The organism is Algoriphagus sp. PAP.12, from assembly GCF_026652115.1.
In the GTDB taxonomy this organism is placed as follows: Bacteria; Bacteroidota; Bacteroidia; order Cytophagales; family Cyclobacteriaceae; genus Algoriphagus.
Map to the genome: position 1 here is coordinate 25328 of NZ_JAPPSQ010000019.1, position 18241 is coordinate 43568.

Below are 18241 nucleotides of genomic sequence, written 5' to 3' on the forward strand. Positions count from 1 at the left end.
CATTATGAAAAAACTTTACTTGATTGCTACCTTTTTCGTTTCCTGGAATTTATATGGCCAAGGTTTACCAGGATTAGGAGCAGGAACAACCCCCAACAACAAACCTATTCTCCATGGTAAAAATTGGGTTGCCATCACAGGAAAACCATTAGCCGCCACCGCAGGAGCAGCAATATTCCAACAGGGAGGCAATGCAGTCGATGCAGCTTGTGCCATGATAGCAGCTACAAGTACCATGTGGGACGTCCTTTCTTGGGGAGGTGAAACACAAGCATTGATATATAACCCACATACTAAAAAGGTCATCGCGATCAATGCTTTGGGCTATGCTCCTACCGGTGCCACAGTGGAATTCTACAAGTCGGAAGGAATGGATTATCCTCCTCAATTTGGACCTTTGGCAGCGACCACTCCAGGAACACCAGGAGGGATAATGACCATGCTTGCAGAGTATGGAACCTTAAGCTTAGAGCAAGTTCTGAAGCCATCTATGGATTTGGCGAAAGGTTATCCCATGGAGGCCCAAACGGCCAATGCAATGGAAGCTCAAAAGGCTAGAATCAAACAGTGGCCCTATTCCAAAAAAATATTTCTACCGCATTTAGGAGAGGAAAGAGAAGCTCCTGAGGCTGGTGAAATCTTTGTTCAGGAAGATTTGTATCAGACACTTTCCAAAATGGTACAAGCTGAAAAGGATGCTTTAGCAGCTGGAAAAACTAGAAAAGAGGCCATTTATGCAGCATATGATCGCTTCTACAAAGGTGATATTGCAAAAGAAATAGTAAGAGGAACCCGTGAACAAGGGGGATTATTTACGGAATCAGATTTGGCTAACTGGAAAGTGAAGATCGAAGAACCACTTCATGTCAACTACAAAGGGATTGATGTATATAAACTTCAGGAATGGACTCAAGGTCCTGCCCTTTTACAGTCTCTGAATATTCTTGAAAATTTTGACCTTAAGTCAATGGGTTACAATTCTGCCAATTATATCCATACTGTCTATCAAGCCATGAGTTTGGCATTTGCAGACAGGGATTTTTATTATGGTGATCCTGCCTACGTTGATTCACCCATGGAAGGATTGCTTTCAAAAGCCTATGCGAAAGACAGGGCAAAACTGATCAGTGAAAAGAATGATCCCAAAATCGGTCCAGGTGATCCCTATCCCTATCAAAATGGAACCAACCCTTATTTGGATATTCTAAAAAAGAATCAACAGGAAATCGCAGCTTTAAATCCTGAAGATTTCAATCAAACATTGGATCCAAAATTCATTCAAGACTTTCAGAGTGGAACTACTTCAGTGGAAACTGCAGATGCAGAAGGTTGGGTGGTATCTGTGACTCCAAGCGGAGGATGGACCCCAGCTGTTGTTGCGGGAAATACCGGAGTTGGACTTTCTCAAAGAATGCAAAGTTTCGTTTTGGACGAAAACCTAAACCCTTACAACTTACCTGAACCTGGAAAAAGACCTAGAGTGACATTAACTCCAAGCTTAGCGATGAAAGATGGAAAACCATTCTTGGCATTCGCTGTACAGGGTGGGGATTCCCAAGATCAGAATCTATTGCAATTATTCTTAAATGTGGTAGAATTTGGGATGGATATTCAAGAAGCTACTGAAGCAGCCAATTTCAATTCATATCAAATGCAAAGTTCATTTGGTGACCATGAAATTCGTCCAGGTGCTATCGTTTTGAGAGAGGATACACCATCTTGGATCTCCAAGGAATTGGCAGGAAGAGGCTATAAAATTGAGTTATGGAACAAAACATCTGGCCCCTTGAATGCCATTTGGTTTGACTGGAAGCATGGAAGTTTCTGGGGTGGATCCAGCGATTATGGAGATGATTACGGAATAGCTTGGTAAAACCAATTTTCGAAATCAAGACGAAGAAATCTATATAAAAGGCAGCTTTAGAGCTGCCTTTTTTGATTTCCTATGAATTTTCAAAAGATACTGTTTGATTTAGAACCAATACTTCAAATTCCTTCGACAAAACCCAAGTCTTTTTCTTACTTTAAAGGCAGTAAAAACAACCAACCAAATGAGAAAAATTTACTTATCTATCCTAGGAATGGCCCTAGGACTTGGAGCTGTATTGCCCCTACATGCTCAAAAAAAATCAAAACCTGATCCACTTAAGGAAGTGGTTCAAGCATCGGTTGATAAACGCTTTGCTGAACTGACCAATTTGAGTGATCAAATCTGGTCTTTTGAAGAAATTGCATTCCAAGAAACTCAATCTGCAGCTGCATTATCTGATTATGCTGAATCTTTGGGTTTCAAAGTGACTAGAGGAGTTGGCGAAATCCCTACTGCCTTTGTAGCTGAATATGGATCCGGAAAACCCGTAATCGGGATATTAGGCGAGTTTGATGCATTGCCAGGTCTTTCACAAAATAAAGTGCCTTTCAAAAGCCCACTACATGAAGGTTCACCTGGCCACGGATGCGGTCACAACCTATTTGGTGTAGCTTCTTTAGGAGCGGCAGCTTCTATCAAAGACTTAATCGATGAAGGTAAAATTCAAGGAACAGTTCGTTTTTATGGCACACCAGCTGAAGAGAAGTTCTTTGGAAAGCTTTGGATGATTCGTGCAGGATTATTTGATGATGTGGATGTGGTGATGGACTGGCATCCAGCTGCTGAAACCAAAGCTGCGGTTCAAAAAGGATTGGCTTTGGTTGATTTCCAAGTTGAATTCTTTGGTCAGGCTGCGCATGCGGCTGCTGATCCTTGGAACGGTAGAAGCGCTAGTGATGCTTTGGAATTGTATTCTAATGGGATCAACTACTACAGAGAACATATCAAACCAACTGTTAGGATTCACTATCATATCCAAGATGCTGGGCAAGTTGTAAACGTAGTTCCTGATTACAGTAGAATTTGGGTTCGAGTAAGAGATAGTAGTCGTGAAGGCTTGATGCCAGTATATGAAAGAGTCAAAGCGATGGCAGAAGGAGCTGCTATTTTGGCCAATGTAGATTATAAGGTAAGCTTGATTTCAGGGATTCATGAAGTATTGGTGAATAGAACCGGCTCCGCTGCCCTTCAGAAAAACCTAGAAACTTTAGGAGCCATTTCCTACACAGAGGAAGAGCAAGATTTTGCTAAAAAGATCCAAGAAGCTACTGGAAAACCTCAAATTGGACTGGTTTCAGTAATCGAGCCAATGGAAGAAACTGCTGAGCACAGTATGGGTGGAAGTACCGATGTGGGTGATGTAAGTTATGTCGTTCCTACTATTAGACTTTCTGCCACAACTGCTCCAAATGGTACTCCTTGGCACTCCTGGGCGGTAGTTGCTGCCGGTGGTATGTCAATTGGACATAAAGGAATGGCTTATGCAGCAAAAGCATTATCCATGACCATGGTTGATCTATTTAAAAATCCAGAATTGGTTGAAGCAGTAAAAGCTGACTTTAAAGAACATTTGGGTGATTATGTCTATGAAGGAATGGTTCCTGATGGACCTCCCCCATTGAAATCTAATTTGCAATAAACTGGAAGCGCATGGTATCTTTAACCATGCGCTTTTTTAATAAACTAGAAAATATGAACCCAATTAAATCAACCTTTTTTCTTACAATCTTGATGTCGATTTCTTTTGGTGCTTTTTCCCAAAACAAATCTGATGAAAAAGCTATTCAGGAACTTATACAAAACTCATTTGATCACCTTTTTTCCAATTTTGATTCTGGAAAATTATCAGATTTTTATACTGAAGATTTTATCCTTTTAGAAAACGGAGAGGTCTGGGACAATGAAATTATCCGAGGGTATTTCGAAAAGGCTTTACAAAATGAAAACAGGCCAACCAGAACGAATAGATTTGAATTTATTGAAACGAAAGTAGAAGGAAATCGAGGATGGGTGGCCTATCATAACTTTGCTACCATATCAAGAAATGGTGAAGTAATTCGAGAAATTCATTGGCTTGAAAGTGCCACCGCTATCAAAACTCCAGTTGGATGGAGATTGGATATGCTTCATTCCACACGGATTGTGAAAGAATAAATTGAACTTGGATTTTACTTTTGCTGAAATCCAAGTTCCAACAACTTCTCTTTCTGGCTCAATGGTGCGGATATATAGATCCAGCGCCCTGTTTTACAATGACAAGCTAAACAAACGGCACCTGACCATTCAACATCAATGGATGTAAATCTAGCACCAACCACTCCTTCATTTCGAAGGTATTCTTCAACCGCCGATTTCAAGGTTTTATTAGAAAGGTTTGAATTGACAGCCCAAGGGTCAGCACATCCAGTTTGCTCCCAATAGAATTCAATAACATTAGGGTTTTCATTGTCTTGGCAAGACCAAATAAATCCAATCACCAACAGAGAAAGACCGAGAATTAACTTCTTTTTCATAAAACAACTTTCTCCGAAAACGAAAAAAAAAGACCGGCTGCTACAACCAGTCTTTTTCATCTTGAATTAGGCTTTTTTGAAGAGCTTCTCCAGAATTTTATAGGTAATTAGGTAAGTAGGTCTTACTCCATCCATTCCCAAAGCACCAGAAGCAAGAGTGCTTCCTGTTTCCAGTGGATTATCGGAAGCATAGTAAGCATATAAGACTTTTACATTGGATCTGATGCTCTTTCTGATTTTTGAAGCAGATTGGATGGCTTTTTGATAATGAGCCCCCTCCATTTCCAACCCTATTGCGTTCCAGGAAGATTCCATGAAATAACTCAGGATGTCTTTATTTTGAAGTGAGGTACCCAAAACGGTCACCATACTTCCCGAATAAACTCCTAATCCAAACCCTTCGAAGTCAGATTTCTTCAGTTCATTTTTGAAAGGATAATTATCTGCTGTTCCTTCAAAGACATGGGCATCCGGAATCATCAAATCTCCTTTTCCACCATAAAGAATCCCTGCTTTCCCCATAATGGAAGTAGATACCACATTCAATGGAATTGATTTGCCATCTTTTTTATAAGGCTTTAGCAACTCGTCAAAGCATTCGTATGCTTGCTCCCCAAATGCATAATCCATTACCACAAAAACTGGCTTCTTTTCATCTTCTTTTGGAAGGATCATTCCAGGGAGAATTTCATTCTTTTCCAATTTGGCGGTATCAATGATCTGTGCTCCAATATTGGTCCCGGACTCATCCGGAAGATCCACAAAGCCATGTTTCAAGGCATAATCATAAATTCCTTTTCCATGATTTCCTTTGGACTTTACAGATATATCCATGGCCACTTGCTCAATTTCTTCATAGGTATTTGAACCTAATTTTTGAGGCGCGTAAATCGTGTTCAGGACAGAGTGGAGATTAGCCGAAATGATATGAATTGGTCGTTTGATCAGTCCCAATTCATCCAAAGTTGATTTGATTCTTTTGGCCCAAAGTTCCCCATAAACGTGGTGGCCTATCCTCTCTCGCAAGGTGGCTGAAAATGAAATCTCCCGATCCATATGGTGTTTGGCTTCTTCTAGAGCCAATTTCCCCATGTTGTAAACAATTGAAAACAAGCTATTGGAATTACTGCTTTTTTCGAATTTGTCTACAGCACGAATTGTTTCTTCATAAGTTCTGCCGATAAGGTGGCTCAAATAAGCTGATGCAGCTTCTTTGTCAAATTCTTCACCTCGAGCTTCTTTCAGCACAACTTCTTCCAGCATGGTCCAATTCAAAGAAATCTTGCTTTTTGGGTCGGTACTATTGTGGTAGATTTTGTTTGATTCAATGTACAAAAATGTCAAGTGAGTCAAAATATCATAGATATCAGATCTTCCTCTTGTCATCTCCACATACATCACTTGCTCATCCAATCGGTAGCAGTTCCTCTTTCTCTTCGGTGGAACCAATGGAGTCAAATGTGAGGTTTCATAGCCTTCTCGACTGATTAGCCTTACAAACCGGCATTCTTCAATCCCTTTTGGCAATCTTTCCATCACATACAACAGTCCATCCAATTCTACTTTTTCAGTATCTGTGATCGTCCCATAAATCTCTGGGCTCAATACCATCAATGCCTGTACTAGACTCTCTCCTGAGACTCCCATTGGCTTATAACTACCTCTGGTAAATAGGTGTCTCATGGTGATGTACAAGCGTTCAATCGCTGCTCTGGACTCTTGTGCTCTGGTTCTTATCATGCTATTTGGAATAGGTTAAATTCAGCAAAATTACCTCTTTTCTCTGGATCTGAAACTATATTCTCGTCGAAAGTTTCTAAAAAATATTCAGATTATAGTTATAGAATCAATATCAAAACATGAATTATAGCCTATAAACCAATAAAAAAAGTCCACATTGGAGTGGACTATTGTGGATTTTGAAAATGTAAATAGATTTGGATTAATTGGTCAGAATATTTTTTATTTGGAGACCAGCTCCATAGAAAAACCCTCCATCTACAGCGTAATTTCCTAATCGAATTTCAGGTTCTATTACCAAATTACCTCCCATCGAAATGGTTCTACCTATTTTGATTATAGGACCCAAATCAAAAATAGCATCCGAAAATCTCATAAATCCAATAGGCTCACCACCAGTTTGTTTCCAACCTAGATAATACTCCATACTCAACCCTCCAGAAACATTGAGGATATCTGAAGAATATTTATACAAAATTGGAATGGTAATATAATTCTCTCTTACATCATAGATTGTAGTATTGTTATAATCCCAATTGGTAAATAACCTTTCTCTATCTAATGAAGTCCTGAAAAACAAACCAGTCTCGAATCCATTGTGTCCCTTCACTTTTCTATCCCATATAAATCCAATCGAGGGTGAAATTCCATTTTTATATGAAAATGATTCCCCTAACAAACTAAGCCCAAGTTTATTTACTGGGGCTGATTGGGCTATGGTTTCCAATCGGAAAGTAAAAACAAAAAGAACCGTTGCAATTACAGTGAAAAGCCTACAAAATTTTTTCATGAGTTTTAAAATAAAATTTTAGAAAAATTACATTTTAAAACTTAGAACTATTTTTATCGTATTTTATTTTAATTTCTCCCCAAAAAATTTCTTAAGCTTATCTACTTTCGGTTTGATTACTATTTGACAATAGGGTTGGTGACCATTCAAATTGTAGTAATCTTGATGGAAATTCTCAGCAGGATAGAAATTGCTGAACTCAGTAATTTCCGTCACGATTGGATTGGGAAATACTTGAGCATCATTTAATTTTTTCTTGAGATCAGATGAAATTTCTTTCTGGATATCAGAATTATAAAATATCACTGATCTGTATTGTGGTCCTACATCAGCTCCCTGTCTATTGATGGTAGTAGGATCATGAGTCATCCAAAACACTTCCAATAGCTCTACCAAATTGATCCTTTTAGGATCATAATACACTTGAATGACCTCTGCATGTCCAGTAGTACCTGTACAAATAGCCTCGTAGCTTGGATAATCAATATGACCACCTGCATATCCGGAAACTACTTTCTCCACTCCTTTCAATCTCTGAAAAACAGCTTCAGTACACCAAAAGCATCCTGCACCTAAAGTGATCAAATCCAATCCTTGTGGGATTTCCACCTTTGTCTTGGGAAATTTCAATTCATTCATTTCTTCGAATCCTTGGGTTTGTAAATCAAAAACTCAGCTTTTGGGAAATGGTTTTTATCCACAGCCTTGCCATCTTGAGTTAGACAAACAACCCCTTTTTGGTATAGTTCCCAAGCTTTTTGATTCACATCCTCAATAAAGTATTTCCAATCCACAGGATACATCGATTGGACTACCTCTGAAGGAGAAAATCTTTTTGCTTGATATTTTCTACACATCTCTAAAATGGCTGTTTCTAAAATATCCAAGAGAATAGGTTTTAATATGAATTAGAAACCAAAAGTCACGGAAAAAAGATTCGATTTATCCCGATATTTTTGTGAACCCTTATTTACAAACCATTACGAATGCGGGTGGTAGGTTTTTAAGGGTAAAACTGGCGTCTACCTGAGCAAAATACTTTTTAAATAGATTTTTCAAAAGGTAGGAATAGCAGATTTGGATAAAAGCCCCACTGGTTCCCAAAGCCTTCTTAGACTGTGAAAGAATGGCATCAGTCACTTCTTTAGAGAGGAAAGAAAAAGGTAATGAGGAGAATATATAATCTACCTTTCTGCCCTCTAAATAATTCTCCAAATTTCCTGCGGAATCGTTGATTATTTTAATGTTTTTTTGGGAGAATTGAAGTCTCATGGCTTCGCAGAAAGATTCATTGATTTCAAAAACTAACAATTCAGCATCAGGTTGCATTTTGTTAATAATTCCCTGTGTAATACTTCCATCTCCTCCTCCCATTTCCACCAACAATTTGGCGTGAGAAAGATCAGCTTGGGATATCATTTTTTTAACAAGGGCTTTTGAACTAAAAGTCAGTGCTCCGGTTGTACTTAAATTCGAATACAACTCGATCAACAGGTTGGATTTACTCATATATCAATCTTTGATACTTGAAGATACCCGATTTTAACCTATATTTTCCGCTTCATCCTTAAAACTTACTAATAAATTATGTCCCAAAAGGCAGCGATACGCTCCACATTACCATTTAGATTACGCTCTTTACTCAATAGCTTCTGGGGTATATCCCTGATTTTTATGATTTTAATGAGTTGCATTAGATTGGTGGAGATATATTTAGTCTTTAAAAATCACGCCTTAAATTTCTCTTTCAAGGAGATTCTTTGGGATAGTTTTTTGTCGGACTTTGGATGGCATTTATATCTTTTGGGCATATTATTAATCCTTTTTATTTTAATATCTCTCCTATCGAGAAAAGTTGCTAAAATCACTTTTCAGGCTGTTTTAACAATTTTGATTCTCATTCATACTGGTCTGGTATTTTATTTTTACAAAACATTATTACCCTTAGGTAAAGACCTATTTGCCTACAGTGTAGATGACTTATTATTGACAGTAAAAGCCTCAGGTCAATGGAATATTTTCAATTTAATGGGTGTAATATTTTTGTTTATTCTCCTTAATTTTCTTCTTCATCTTGGAACAAGACTTTTTCGATTTTCATTGACCACCTATGGAATTATGTCAGGTTTCTTAGTCATTGGAATTTTGTCTTTTTCATATTTTGGATGGGGAAAACCAAGAGTTCTTAATGAAACTGAAGAAAATATTATCACCAATAAATCAAGGTTTCTAACTGAGCAATCCTTTGATTATTTCATGTATGGAGGAGAGTATTATTTTGATTTTTACTTACGATCCGGAAATGATGATATGGTGGTGCAGAAAACTTACACCAGTGATGCATATCCCTTTCTCCATACTGCCGAATATCCAGATGTTTTAAGCCCCTATTTTGACAGTCTTCAACAGGCTCCAGATATTGTTTTCATCTTCTTGGAAAGTTTTGGGAAAGCCTATTCTGGGAAAGATGCTTATTTAGGAAGCTTTACGCCTTTTTTGGATTCATTAGAGCAGCACAGCCTCGTTTGGTTGAATGCTATCTCATCTACTGGTAGAACTTTTGGTCTTCAACCAGGAGTATTTGGAGGATTCCCTTTTGGTGAAAAGGGATTTCTGGAATTATATCAAAACTTCCCCTATCATAAGTCCTTTTTAAGTATTCTCAGAGATAATGAGTATGAGATCCGTTATTTCATTGGTTCAGATAAAAACTTTGACCATGTTGGGGATTTTATTGAATATCAGAATCCTGTTCAATTGGTGGATGAAAAAGATTTTGACTCCAAATATTCCAAGGCTCCTTCAGCTTCTGGCAATTTTACTTGGGGATTTGCAGATAAAGAGCTTTTTAGAAATGGACTAGAAAAATTGCCTCAGAGTTATTCAAAGCCACAGGTAATTACTTTTCAGACTCAAACCTCTCATGACCCTTATATTGTACCTGAAAGGCCTTTTTATGAGGAAAAATTAAAGAACCATTTGGAGCAAACACTCAAAATTCCAAGTTCTGAAATTCCAGATTACATGGCCTATGAGGATATCTATATGACGGTCTTGTATGCAGATGATGCTGTCAAAGAATTCATAACCAAATACAAGGAAAGGCCAGAATTTGAGAATACAATTTTCATAATAACCGGCGATCATAGACTTCCCGAAATACCAATGTCAGACAGGTTAGATCGTTTTCATGTACCTCTTATTATTTATTCTCCTTTATTGAAAAAGCAGGAATATTTCAGAGGTGTAAGCAGCCACTTTGAAATCACTCCTAGTCTTTTGTCATTTTTGAAAAATCAGGCAGGAATCCAGCTACCTGAACAAAAGACTTGGTTAGGGCAGGTTTTGGATACTGCGAGAACTTTTCAGTCTAGGATTGCAATGCCTTTAATGAGAAACAAAAATCAATTGATTGATTATATCCATGGTGATTTATTTTATTCTGATGGTCAGCTTTTTAAAGTTTCTGATAATTTGAGTATTGACCCAATCAATTCACCTGATGATTTGACTCAATTGAAAGGAGAATTCGAAGACTTTAAAAACAAAAACAACTACATGGTGCAAACGAGGAAACTATACCCTGAACCCAAATCCAAGATAGATTAATTTTTTTCCTGATAAGTATTTGCCAGAAGCTGTCTAGTCAATGGAAGGTAATAGTTCCAGAAAAAGCTTTGTCTATCTCGATAATTTGAAGGAACATAAAGCCCTCGATAAAGAAATGGTAAACCTTTGAATTTTGCTGAACCTAGATTGCCTCTCATATCGGAGAAATCTCCAGAAAAATAGAACATTTTACCATCTCCATTATTTTTAACAACAGCAGCAGGGAAAAATCTAGGTAATCCCATTGCCCGAAGGCGTTCTAAACCTTGGCTGGTGACTCCTATATCAAAATAGGATATAACTTCATATTCTCGCTCGATTAGAACTATATCAAACCAATCGGGATAGGGTACTACTTCTGGCAGATCATAGCCTAATTTATTGAATCTGGGAGTCCTGATTAATGGCGTTTCATTATTGAAATCTTCATCATATTTCATGATTTGAATCTCTCCTGATTCATGAATGAAAACCAAGCCTGGACCCCAAAAAGCCCATTCTCCAGGATTTTGTGATAGATAATTCTGAATTAGCCACTGAGGTAAGTCACCATTTTTCACAGGATCCAGCTCATCAAAAAAGCGAGCAATCCATCCAGTCCATTTCAAACCCATCAACATCTCAAATTGGGTACGAATTGATTTAGGTGTTGGGGAAGCCATAGTATTGTATTCGGCGATGATAGTTTTCTCTTTTTCTTTTGCCAAAGTGAGAAAATCAATATCCGTTTGACTTAGTCCTCCATAAATTTTCTCATTGATCTCTATTTCATTTTCCCCTCCTGTGAAATCCCTTTCATATACACCGTAGGTGTCAGCAACATAAATAAGATCGGCTCCTGAAGCTAACTGATCCAGATCTTTTGGATCTAAAGTCGAAAAATCATCAATCGTTCCATTTTCTTTTTTGTCTTCTGAGGGGAAGAAGCCTAAATAATCTTTTTCCTTAAAATATTCTTCCCCATTTGTTTTGATAAACTTATCATAATCCAATGCCCAAAAAATCCCTGAATGCTCCCTATAATTAGTTCTTGGAACAGTTTTATCCAATATCAGAACATCCAAAGACTGATCAGGTGAAATCCACCAGATCCCAAAACTTAAGGCAGGAATCACAAAAAGCACAACCAATAAAGGCCATAATTTGCTGATGAAAACTTTTAATTCTTGTCCCATAGTCTTCAAAAGCGGTATTCTGTACCAATTGAAATATTCAGATCATTTCTTGTATTGGTTGAGGACAGTTCGTCCCAGCTGTATCCAGTATAACCATAAATCATAAACCGAGGACTTACCAATTGCTGATAGCCCAATCTAAATCTGTAGGAATTCAATAATTGGGATTGATCCCGGTTTTCTTCATCAGGAGAAACTCCTGAACTCAACTGAAAAGAGAAGAAATCCTCAGCAGTTTTAAAATAGTATCTAGCCTGAATATTTCCCGAAGTACTTGTTCCATCATTTGCCGAAGGAATGAAATTCAGCCTGAAATTAAACCACCAATTTCCCACATATTTTCCCAAAGAAGCAGTGGCTATGTGTGTGACTTCAGTAAATCCGAGATAGCGATATCCTCCTTCGATTTCCCAGGCTTTAGGTAAGTTGAAATAGACCGAAGCTCCCATTCTTAGTTTAGGGAAAAATGATGCTCCTGAACCACCAATATTAAGATAGGCATATGAATTTTTCCCCAAAGAAGGATAGGCATCCAATTCATACAAGGTTCCAAAACTGTCAAATCTTGAACTTTGAGTGACTCTGGCAATTAAAGAGCCTGTTAAATTGGTTCGAGTTCTTCCGTAGAATGACCAAGTATGCCAGGGATCTATTTCTCCACGGAAATTATCGTAATCATAGGTAACTCCTACTGCCGAATTCCTCCTCAATCGTTGAAGGTTCTGCAAATAGCCTAAAAAGCCTTCTTGCTTATATCCATTGTCGAATAGCTTCTCTGCAATTTCATAAGCTTCGTCATAGGATTCTTGATAATACAGCAGCCTTGACTCTTTATATTTTATAACTGGTGGAAGCTGATCCTCAAAATTTGCTTTTGCTTTGGCCAAAACTTCTCCTGCTTTTGAATATTGTTCAGACCAAAAAAGGTTGTCCAAGTTTGCAGAATAAGCATCCGCATAAGTTGGAGATGCTAAGATCGCGCGGTCCAAATATATACTAGCAGAATCATTTTTGCCTTCCCAAGCATAGCTTCTTCCAACCAAAATCAGGATATCCGCATACTCTGGGTATTTATCCAAAGCTCGAAAGGCTATTTTTCTACCTTGTTGATATTTTCCATCCAAAATCAATTCTCGAGCTTCATAAAACAATTCATCGGGATCGAAATTGTCCTGGGCAGCCAATTTTCCAATGGTAATTGCAGAAAATAAAAGAATGAACAAAGACTTTCTCATATACTATTGGATTGAGTTTCAATGTTTTTTCGATCCTCAGCAGTTTTAAAACCAGTGCGGATCATTTTACCCCAGCCACCTTTTCCAATGATGAAGTCAATATGACCTTTGATGGCCCATAAAACGACTTTAGGGTGAATCAAAATAGGTTCTAAAAGGATAATCCAAATCAGTCGATTGAGATCTTTTTTATCCTTGTAATTATTAAAAGCTATTTGCTCATATAGCAAACTAAATGATGAAACCATGAGGGATAATAGGTAAACCATCAGCAATAGCCCTAAGAAATAAATCGCAGAGAAATCTCCTATTATCATCAAGATCAAAGTATATATGAGACCAATGATTTCTATAATTGGAGCAAATTTTTCGAAAAGTGCCCAAAATGGATAAGAGATCATTCCTAAAATCCCATAACGAGGATTAAATCCGATTTTTCGATGGAGTTGAAGCGTTTCTATTGTTCCTCGCATCCATCGGTTTCTCTGCCTTGCCAAGACATCCTGATCTTCCGGTACCTCCGTCCAACAAAGGGGATCTGGAATAAAACTTACTTTATATGGAATCCTTTTCTCTTCCATATATCGCCTCATTCTTACTACCAGTTCCATATCCTCTCCTACTGTTTTGGGGAAATATCCACCCACGGCCATTACTAAGTCTCTTTTAAAGAACCCAAAAGCTCCTGATATTAGCATTAAACCGTTGATTCTGCTCCAAGCCATTCTCCCCATAAGAAAAGCCCGACAATACTCTATTACCTGAAATCTCCCAAGGGTTGTTTCTGGAGCACGATATTTGGTAACTGTTCCATCTTTTACATCGCAGTTATTGGCAATACCAATAGCACCGCCAACCGCAATCACTTTACGATTGGTTTCCTCCATAAATGGGCGAACCATTCGTGTAATGGAATCACTAGAAAGAATACAATCCACATCAATACAAGCCAATATTTCCATTTGAGAAATATTTATTCCCGCATTCAACGCATCTGCTTTTCCTCCATTTTCCTTATCTACTACCACTAACCTTCTATAAGATTTATTTGGAGACTTATAGATGCCCCTTACTGGCTGACTTTCGATTTCTGGATGAAAAGCATAATCAGTTTTCTTGAGCTCAAATGCATCAATCAACTTTTGGAGAGTATCATCTTTAGATCCATCATTGACAATGATCACCTCAAACCTCCCATAATGCAGTGAAAGTAAACTTTTGGCATTCTGAACAATGTTGGATCCTTCATTAAAAGCTGGGGCGATAATCGAAACCCCCGGTGCTATAGGAGAAGTAATGATGTCCTGATAGTCAGCATATTGGTTTTTCTTCCGAAAATCTCTCATTTCCAAAGCACTAAGCACCATGATAGTGAGGTAAATGATCACCACAGAAAAACTCAGAATCATAAATGCGACTCCGAAAAGCTCAATCAGAAAGTAAAACAGAAAATTATACATGATTCAATACCGGGTCTAAAAGGTGAGCTTGAATGCTTAGGTTTTCATGGCTAGCATGAGTCAAAATATACTCTTCAAACGTTTGCTTGTTCAACTTAAAAAGACTCCTCAATAGAATCTTTCTCGTTGGGAAATCTGGATCTTGATTGAGTAAATCCAAGATTATTTTCTCTGACTCTTCGTTTCCTAAATTACCAGCAGATTTTATAGCTTCTTTTTGCAATTCAGAATTATCAGAAGTCATACATTGATTGATAAAATCAACCTCCATATGAGCCCCAAGGACATCATAGGTCTTAATTAATTCAGCCTTTTCCTCCTCTAAAACCTGCTTATTTATTTTATGTAACTCTTCAATCAAATCCACTCTCCCAAGCATTCGAACAAGCTTTATCCCAAATTCTCTAACAGATTGGTTTTCTGAGGAAAATAAAATTGGAATATTCAGAGACTTACTAGAAGAAACGAACTTGATTATCCTCAAATAATGCATCTGTTGCCAATCCGATAGCGGATAAGATTGATCTCTCAAAAACTTCAAATCAACCTTTTCAGAAAGATTTAATAAGGTGGCACCAGCCTGAGAACGAACATGAAAATTGGATGATTGAGAATGTTCTTTAACTAATGGAAGTAAGTCCGTCAAATCCATTTCATTAACCTGTACCAACCCCGAAACAACATTGTCCCAATGTCTATGTTTCAAATTGGATTTGGTGATTTCAACTAGGCCAAACTTTTTATATAAAACTTTCAATTTATCCTTAAAGTCACCCTTCATCTTCTTGTTGAGGCCGATGATTTTATCAATCAGGACTTTCTTAAAAAGTCTCTTTTGGAAAATCTGTTTTGGGTAAATCGAAGAAATCATTTCAGGGGTCATTTCTTTGATTTCATCCAATGATTTCTCAAATAAAATAGTGGTTAATGGTTCAATTATTTCATTCTCAAAAGCTTTAATATTGTACTCTCTTTGGTTTCTCTTCTTTTTGAAGATCACCATAAAAATGATCATGAAAATAGAGAGGATGATAAATAAGATATTAATTAATGTCACGCTAAATAATCCCTTATCAGACATTAATTTATTTCGATATTCATCCAGAGGCTCATAATGATTTCTCGACGCCATCAAGACCAAATCCTTTTCAGGTCTTTGTTGATCTTCTGACAAAATAAAATCACCTGTATCATGTAATGTTTCCAAATAGGAAGCTACTCCCTTGATATCAGACTTTTCTTCAAAAACAAAAAACTTAAGATCAATACTATCCGCAGGAAGTGTCAAAAACAAAGAATCAATTTCCTTCCCATTTGTAAATGGTTTAGATATATAACTACTATCGGTTTTGCTCCAAGAGAAAGAAGAATCACTAAGAAATAAACCTCTTGCTTCAGTAAAAGGAAATTCGAATCGAAAGAACAAATTAGGGATGGACTCCTGCTCTTTGATTTCATTAATCAAAGATGTTGAATCCTGAAACCGTACAGAAATTCCTTGGCCGAAACCTTCAAAAACTAGAAGACAAATGCACCAGGAAATAATTGTTTTTTTGAGCATAAAATTAACGGAGAACGCGCTTCACCCGAATGGCTAGCTCGTTGGGGTTAAAGGGTTTAGGAATGAAGTCCACCACTCCTAAATTAAACGCCTCTAAAACCACTTCCTCCTCTTCTCCCAATGAGCTCAAAACAATAATCGGAACATCTGGATGATTCTTTTTTGCATGGTGGATAATCTCAATTCCACTTCTGAAAGGCATCATAACATCTGTAATGATCAAATCTGGATTTTGATGATCTATTGCATCAATACCTTCATTGCCATCTTTTACCAGAACTGTCTCATAACCATCCTTTTTTAGACGGAACTGGACAAGACTAGAGATTAATAAATCATCCTCGATAATCAGGATTTTTTTCATAATGTGGGTGATTCTGGCTTTAAATATAACAGTATCAAATAATAAATTGTTAGTAAAAAGCCATTCAAGGAAATCTGTTTTTTTTACTGTGCTGATTGATCAAGGAAAATCGCATTTCATAGTTAATACTTTGCCACTGATCAAAAAAAAATATTCAAAAAATAAATCTAAATGGATTCCGAAGAAGCTTTTATTAGCTTGCTCAATCATAACAAACCATCAAACCCTATGAGAAAAACACTTCTGAAGGCAAGTGTTCTTTGCTTATTGTTGAGTGGGTTTATTAGTAGAGCGAGTCTATTTGCACAAAGTGATCCTACTGGTAAAAAACCAATTACTTCAACATTTGCAATTACCAATGCCACAGTATTCGCAAAACCAGGAAGTGAAGGAAGTAAGGCTACTATTTTGATCAAAGATGGAGTGATCAAAGGAGTTGGCTCCAATTTGTCTCTTCCAGTTGAAGCGAAAGTTATTGCTGGTGATTCCTTGTTTATCTACCCAGGATTTATCGACGGCGCCAGCCAAGCAGGTATCACCAGACCTGAAGATCCTAAAAGACCTGACAATTTTGATTCATCAAAGCCATCTGATGAAATAGCTGGAATTACTCCCTGGAGATCTGCTGTAGATCAGTTTAGTATAGATGGATCTCAAGTCGATGCCATGAGACAGGCTGGATTCACATTGATCCAAATTGTTCCTGAAGGTGGAATGATTGCTGGAAAATCTGCATTGGTAATTCTTGGAGATGATAAGTCTACCAATGTGGTTAAGGAAAACACTTCTCTTTCTTCAAATCTAAATGGAGCAAGAGGTATGTACCCTGGCACCACAGTTGGTGTCATGGCCAAATTCAGAGATGTATATAAGAACACCGAATTAACCAAAAATAGAACAGCAACTTTTGCCTCCAATAATGGAGTAGTGAGACCTGAAATCACTCCTACCTATCAAGCGATGATGGATGTGATCAGTGGACAAGTACCAGTTCTATTTGAAGTTGGTAATGATCTAGAAGTTAGAAGAGCTCTAAGCCTTAAAAATGAATTGGGTTTCCAATTGATTTTGACAGGATTGGAAGAGTATGAAAATGTAATCGATCTTCTAAAGTCAAGCGGAACTAAAGTCCTTATTCAATTGGCTGTTCCAGATGACAAAGCAATCAAAGCCAAAGAAGGTGAAGATGAAAGTGAAGAGGTAAAAGCTTTGAAAGCTAGAGTAAAAGCATCTTATGATAAAGCTATAGCTCAAGCTGGAAAACTAGAAGCTGCCGGTGTTCCTTTCGCATTTACAACTATAGGTGCAAAACCAAATGATTTGATGAAATCATTGAAAACGATGATTGAAGCTGGATTAAGCGAAGAAGCAGCGCTAGCGGCTTTGACTACCAATGCAGCTGACATTCTTGGAGTTTCAAAATTTGCTGGCTCTATAGAATCTGGTAAAATGGCAAATTTGGTACTTGCAACAGGACCTATTTTCGAAGAAGACAGTCAAATCAAACATGTAGTTGTAGATGGAAAAATCTTCGAATACGAGACAAAAACTAAAAAGAAAAAAGAAGGTACTGAAGGATCAGGTGGAGCAATAGCTGGAACTTGGGATTACACTTCTGAAACTCCTGCAGGCTCTTCAGGCGGAAAAATTACTATCGCAAAAGATGGCAGTTCATATAACGGAACTATCACCTATGACGATCCATCAGGATCCGGTTCTGCTGCATCTGATTTGGAAGAAATTTCTTATGAGGGCTCTTCCTTGACATTTTCATTTGGTGTTAGTGCCGGTGGAATGAATTTAAAAGTAAATGTGAATACTGAGATTTCAGGCAATACCATGGATGGTAGCATGGTCATAGGAGATTTTGGATCATTCCCTATCTCAGGCACACTCAATCCATCCTTAATCGCAAACAAGTAAG

The 18241-nt window shown here is 37.6% G+C and carries 16 protein-coding genes; 5 read left to right on the plus strand and 11 right to left on the minus strand.

Annotated features, from left to right (window positions below):
* Nucleotides 1-4: 4 nt before the first annotated feature.
* The 3 genes from O0V13_RS18125 (at nt 5) to O0V13_RS18135 (ending at nt 4024) form a co-directional block, all read left to right on the plus strand.
* A complete protein-coding gene (locus O0V13_RS18125; protein WP_268036400.1) occupies nt 5-1873 on the plus strand; it encodes a gamma-glutamyltransferase family protein in 1869 nt (622 codons plus the stop codon).
* 178 nt (nt 1874-2051) lie between these two features.
* Nucleotides 2052-3509 (plus strand): amidohydrolase, encoded by a 1458-nt coding sequence (locus O0V13_RS18130; RefSeq protein WP_268036401.1) that lies wholly within the window; start codon nt 2052-2054, stop codon nt 3507-3509.
* A 53-nt stretch (nt 3510-3562) separates the two neighbouring features.
* Complete coding sequence (locus O0V13_RS18135; protein ID WP_268036402.1) at nt 3563-4024, plus strand: DUF4440 domain-containing protein; 462 nt, start codon at nt 3563-3565, stop codon at nt 4022-4024.
* 14 nt (nt 4025-4038) lie between these two features.
* Here the strand turns inward: O0V13_RS18135 and O0V13_RS18140 are convergent, their stop codons facing one another.
* From O0V13_RS18140 to O0V13_RS18165, 6 genes are all read right to left on the minus strand, one after another.
* Nucleotides 4039-4383 carry a hypothetical protein gene (locus tag O0V13_RS18140; RefSeq protein WP_268036403.1) on the minus strand — a complete coding sequence of 115 codons (345 nt, stop codon included), beginning with the start codon at nt 4381-4383 and terminating at the stop codon, nt 4039-4041.
* Between the two features lie 66 nt (nt 4384-4449).
* On the minus strand, nt 4450-6123 hold the full coding sequence (locus O0V13_RS18145; RefSeq protein ID WP_268036404.1) for a DUF6909 family protein: 1674 nt from the start codon (nt 6121-6123) through the stop codon (nt 4450-4452).
* Nucleotides 6124-6325: 202 nt separating this feature from the next.
* A complete protein-coding gene (locus tag O0V13_RS18150) occupies nt 6326-6913 on the minus strand; it encodes a hypothetical protein (RefSeq protein ID WP_268036405.1) in 588 nt (195 codons plus the stop codon).
* Nucleotides 6914-6976: 63 nt separating this feature from the next.
* Nucleotides 6977-7552 (minus strand): peptide-methionine (S)-S-oxide reductase MsrA, encoded by a 576-nt coding sequence (gene msrA / locus O0V13_RS18155; protein WP_268036406.1) that lies wholly within the window; start codon nt 7550-7552, stop codon nt 6977-6979.
* Entirely contained in the window at nt 7549-7800 is a 252-nt protein-coding gene (locus O0V13_RS18160) for a DUF3253 domain-containing protein (RefSeq protein ID WP_268036407.1), read from the minus strand. Before O0V13_RS18160 ends, msrA begins: the two co-directional genes overlap by 4 nt.
* Before the next feature lie 79 nt (nt 7801-7879).
* Nucleotides 7880-8422, minus strand: a complete 543-nt coding sequence (locus O0V13_RS18165; protein ID WP_268036408.1) for a class I SAM-dependent methyltransferase — start codon at nt 8420-8422, stop codon at nt 7880-7882.
* Nucleotides 8423-9031: 609 nt separating this feature from the next.
* Here O0V13_RS18165 and O0V13_RS18170 point away from each other — a divergent pair.
* Nucleotides 9032-10522: an LTA synthase family protein gene (locus O0V13_RS18170; RefSeq protein ID WP_268036409.1), complete on the plus strand. Its 1491-nt coding sequence runs from the start codon at nt 9032-9034 to the stop codon at nt 10520-10522.
* Here the strand turns inward: O0V13_RS18170 and O0V13_RS18175 are convergent.
* The 5 genes from O0V13_RS18175 to O0V13_RS18195 are packed head-to-tail and all read right to left on the minus strand — an operon-like array spanning nt 10519 to nt 16317.
* Entirely contained in the window at nt 10519-11697 is a 1179-nt protein-coding gene (locus O0V13_RS18175) for a hypothetical protein (RefSeq protein ID WP_268036410.1), read from the minus strand. The genes O0V13_RS18170 and O0V13_RS18175 overlap by 4 nt on opposite strands.
* 5 nt (nt 11698-11702) lie before the next feature.
* The gene (locus tag O0V13_RS18180; RefSeq protein WP_268036411.1) at nt 11703-12932 is read right to left on the minus strand and encodes a YaiO family outer membrane beta-barrel protein; all 1230 of its coding nucleotides are present in this window, start codon (nt 12930-12932) and stop codon (nt 11703-11705) included.
* On the minus strand, nt 12929-14392 hold the full coding sequence (locus tag O0V13_RS18185) for a glycosyltransferase family 2 protein (RefSeq protein WP_268036412.1): 1464 nt from the start codon (nt 14390-14392) through the stop codon (nt 12929-12931). Before O0V13_RS18185 ends, O0V13_RS18180 begins: the two co-directional genes overlap by 4 nt.
* Nucleotides 14385-15953, minus strand: coding sequence for a HEAT repeat domain-containing protein (locus O0V13_RS18190; RefSeq protein WP_268036413.1), 1569 nt, complete (start codon nt 15951-15953; stop codon nt 14385-14387). Before O0V13_RS18190 ends, O0V13_RS18185 begins: the two co-directional genes overlap by 8 nt.
* 4 nt (nt 15954-15957) lie before the next feature.
* On the minus strand, nt 15958-16317 hold the full coding sequence (locus O0V13_RS18195; RefSeq protein WP_268036414.1) for a response regulator transcription factor: 360 nt from the start codon (nt 16315-16317) through the stop codon (nt 15958-15960).
* Nucleotides 16318-16545: 228 nt separating this feature from the next.
* Here O0V13_RS18195 and O0V13_RS18200 point away from each other — a divergent pair, with 228 nt between their 5' ends.
* Nucleotides 16546-18240: an amidohydrolase family protein gene (locus O0V13_RS18200; RefSeq protein ID WP_268036415.1), complete on the plus strand. Its 1695-nt coding sequence runs from the start codon at nt 16546-16548 to the stop codon at nt 18238-18240.
* Nucleotide 18241: the final 1 nt, after the last annotated feature.